This is a genomic window from Streptomyces sp. NPDC041970 (assembly GCF_055588985.1).
The window spans coordinates 1-3,318 of sequence record NZ_JBVJCD010000113.1; the positions used below are offsets into that span (position 1 = coordinate 1).

The following is a 3,318-nucleotide window of genomic DNA, read 5'->3' on the forward strand; positions in this document are numbered from 1 at the left end:
CCCCCCCCCCCCCCCCCCCCCCCCCCCCCCCCCCCCCCCCCCCCCCCCCCCCCCCCCCCCCCCCCCCCCCCCCCCCCCCCCCCCCCCCCCCCGCCTGTCCGCCGTGCCGTTACGCGATGCGCTCGCGCACCACCGGGAGCGGGGTGTGGGACGTGCCCGCGGGGGCGATGTCGTACGCCTCGGGCAGCGCCTCCAGCGCGTAGGCGAACTTCGCGGGGGTGTCCGTGTGCAGCGTCATCAGCGGCTGGCCCTCGGTGACGGTGTCGCCGGGCTTGGCGTGCAGCTCGACGCCCGCGCCCGCCTGCACCGGGTCCTCCTTGCGCGCCCGGCCCGCGCCGAGCCGCCAGGCGGCGACGCCGACGTCGTAGGCGTCCAGGCGGGTCAGCACGCCGGAGGAGCGCGCGGTCACCACGTGCCGCTCGCGGGCGACGGGGAGCGCGGCGTCCGGGTCGCCGCCCTGGGCGGAGATCATGCGGCGCCAGACGTCCATGGCGGAGCCGTCGGCGAGCGCCTTCTCCGGGTCGGCGTCCTTGAGGCCGGCCGCGTCCAGCATCTCGCGGGCGAGCGCCAGGGTGAGGGCGACGACGTCCGCGGGGCCGCCGCCGGCGAGCACCTCGACCGACTCGCGGACCTCCAGCGCGTTGCCGGCGGTGAGGCCGAGCGGGGTGGACATGTCGGTGAGCAGCGCGACGGTGCGCACGCCGCTGTCGGTGCCGAGCGCGACCATGGTGGAGGCCAGTTCGCGGGCGTCCTCGATCGTCTTCATGAAGGCGCCGGAGCCGACCTTGACGTCCAGGACCAGGGCCCCGGTGCCCTCCGCGATCTTCTTGGACATGATCGAGCTGGCGATCAGCGGGATCGCCTCGACGGTGCCGGTGACGTCGCGCAGCGCGTACAGCTTCTTGTCGGCGGGGGCGAGTCCGTCGCCGGCGGCGCAGATGACCGCGCCGGTGGTGTCGAGGACGTCGAGCATCTCCGCGTTGGACAGGTGCGCCCGCCAGCCGGGGATGGACTCCAGCTTGTCCAGCGTGCCGCCGGTGTGGCCGAGGCCGCGCCCGCTGAGCTGCGGCACGGCCGCGCCGCAGGCCGCGACCAGCGGGGCGAGCGGGAGGGTGATCTTGTCGCCGACGCCGCCGGTGGAGTGCTTGTCGGTGGTGGGGCGGGAGAGCGCGGCGAAGTCCATCCGCTCGCCGGAGGCGATCATCGCGGCGGTCCAGCGGGCGATCTCGGCCCGGTTCATGCCGTTGAGCAGGATCGCCATGGCGAGGGCGGACATCTGCTCGTCGGCGACCTCGCCGCGGGTGTAGGCGTCGATGACCCAGTCGATCTGCTCGGGGGTCAGTTCGCCTCGGTCCCGCTTCGTGCGGATGACGGAGATGGCGTCCATGGAGATCCTTCCGGCCGGGGTGCGTACGCGCGAGCGCTGTCGACTCTACGCGCATAGAGGGGCAGAGAGCGGGCGGTGGCCCTCCCGCGAAGGGGAGGGCCACCGTGAGGGGTCCGCGGGTTGGGGGGTGTGCGGCGGATCGGGGCCGGACGGGCCGCGGTGTCCGGTGCGGTGCACCGCACGGCGCTGGAACGCCCTCGTCGCGGAGCGATTGGGGCGTTCCGGCGACGCCGCGAGGCACCGTGCCAGGCACCGCGGGCCCGGTCAGGATCCGCCGGACGCCCCCTGGGCGAGGTGCTGCGGGCCGAACGCCTGCGGCAGCATGGCGTCCAGGGTGCGCAGGCCGTCCGGCGTCTCCAGGAGGAGGTGCGGGCCGCCGAACTCGTACAGCAGTTGCCTGCACCTGCCGCACGGCACCAGGATCGCCCCGGCGCCGTCCACGCAGGTGAAGTGGGTCAGCCGGCCGCCGCCGGTCTCGTGGAGCCGGGAGACCAGCCCGCACTCGGCGCACAGCGAGAGCCCGTACGAGGCGTTCTCCACGTTGCAGCCGGTGATGGTGCGGCCGTCGTCCACCCGAGCGGCGACCCCGACCGGGTAGCCCGAGTACGGGGCGTACGCACGGGACATGGCCTCCCGCGCGGCCTCCCGCAGGGCGTCCCAGTCGGCCTCCCCGAAGGCGGTTCGCGGCCCCTCGGGCGCGGGCGGGGTCACTTGCCCTGGCCCTTGCGGTAGCGCATACCGTCCGCCTTCGGCATCCGCAGCCGCTGCGCGGAGAGCGAGAGGACGAGCAGCGTGACGATGTACGGGGTCGCGCTCACGAACTCGGTGGGCACCGTGTCCGTGCCGAGGTACCAGACCAGCACCCCGGCGCCGATGACTCCGCTGATCGCGGCGGACAGGTAGCTCTTGCGGTAGCCCTTCCAGACCGCCAGCCCGGCCAGGACCACCACGAGGAGCAGCAGCAGCGCGTGGACGGAGTCGCCGCCGTTGCGCAGTTGCAGCGCGTCGGCGAAGCCGAACAGGCCCGCGCCCATGGCGAGTCCGCCGGGACGCCAGTTGCCGAAGATCATCGCCGCCAGGCCGATGTAGCCGCGCCCGCCGGTCTGGCCCTCGTTGTAGATGTGCGAGGTGACCAGGGAGAGGAAGGCGCCGCCGAGTCCGGCCAGGCCGCCGGAGACGATCACGGCGATGTACTTGTAGCGGTAGACGTCCACGCCGAGCGACTCGGCGGCCACCGGGTTCTCGCCGGCCGAGCGCAGCCGCAGGCCGAACGCGGTCTTCCACAGGATGAGGAAGGTGGCCGCGAAGAGCGCCACGGCGACCAGCGTGAGCAGCGAGACGTTGGTGACCAGGCCGCCGACGATGCCCGCCAGGTCGGAGACGAAGAACCAGTGGTGCTGCTCCAGCGAGTGCAGCCAGTCGGAGAGTCCGGGGACGGTCACGGTGGTGATGTCCTCGGCCGGCGGCGACTGCTTCGGGCTGCCGCCCTTCGCCGCCGCCTCGCCGCTGTTGAACCAGAGCTTGGCGAAGTAGGTGGTGAACCCGAGCGCCAGGATGTTGATCGCGATGCCGGAGATGATGTGGTCGACGCCGAAGGTGACGGTGGCGACCGCGTGCAGCAGCCCGCCGAGCATCCCGCCGACGACCCCGGCGAGGACGCCGAGCCAGGGGTTGGTCTGCCAACCCGCCCAGGCCCCGAAGAAGGTGCCCAGGATCATCATGCCCTCGAGGCCGATGTTGACCACGCCGGCCCGCTCGGACCACAGGCCGCCGAGACCGGCGAGGCCGATCGGCACGGCCATGGCGAGCGCCGCGCTGATCTGGCCGGCGGAGGTGACGTCCTGGGGGGGGGGGGGGGGGGGGGGGGGGGGGGGGGGGGGGAGGGGGGGGGGGGAGGGGGCAAGGGGGGAGGGGAGGGGGGGGAGAGAGGG

At 74.3% G+C, this 3,318-nt stretch carries 2 protein-coding genes and 1 pseudogene; all 3 read right to left on the bottom strand.

Features of this window, described 5'->3' with window-relative positions; all coding sequences use genetic code 11:
* Window positions 1–109: 109 nt before the first annotated feature.
* Entirely contained in the window at window positions 110–1,387 is a 1,278-nt protein-coding gene (locus tag ACZ6EJ_RS27750) for a thymidine phosphorylase (RefSeq protein ID WP_469270946.1), read from the bottom strand.
* A 264-nt stretch (window positions 1,388–1,651) separates the two neighbouring features.
* On the bottom strand, window positions 1,652–2,098 hold the full coding sequence (locus ACZ6EJ_RS27755) for a cytidine deaminase (protein WP_469270948.1): 447 nt from the start codon (window positions 2,096–2,098) through the stop codon (window positions 1,652–1,654).
* Window positions 2,095–3,228: pseudogene (locus tag ACZ6EJ_RS27760) on the bottom strand (ABC transporter permease); the annotation flags it as partial. The gene ACZ6EJ_RS27755 and the pseudogene ACZ6EJ_RS27760, both read right to left, overlap by 4 nt.
* Between the last annotated feature and the right edge of the window lie 90 nt (window positions 3,229–3,318).

Excerpts from the sequence above, each read along its gene's own strand:
- ACZ6EJ_RS27750 (WP_469270946.1), bottom strand. The coding sequence starts at position 1,387 with ATGGACGCCATCTCCGTCATCCGCACGAAGCGGGACCGAGGCGAACTG.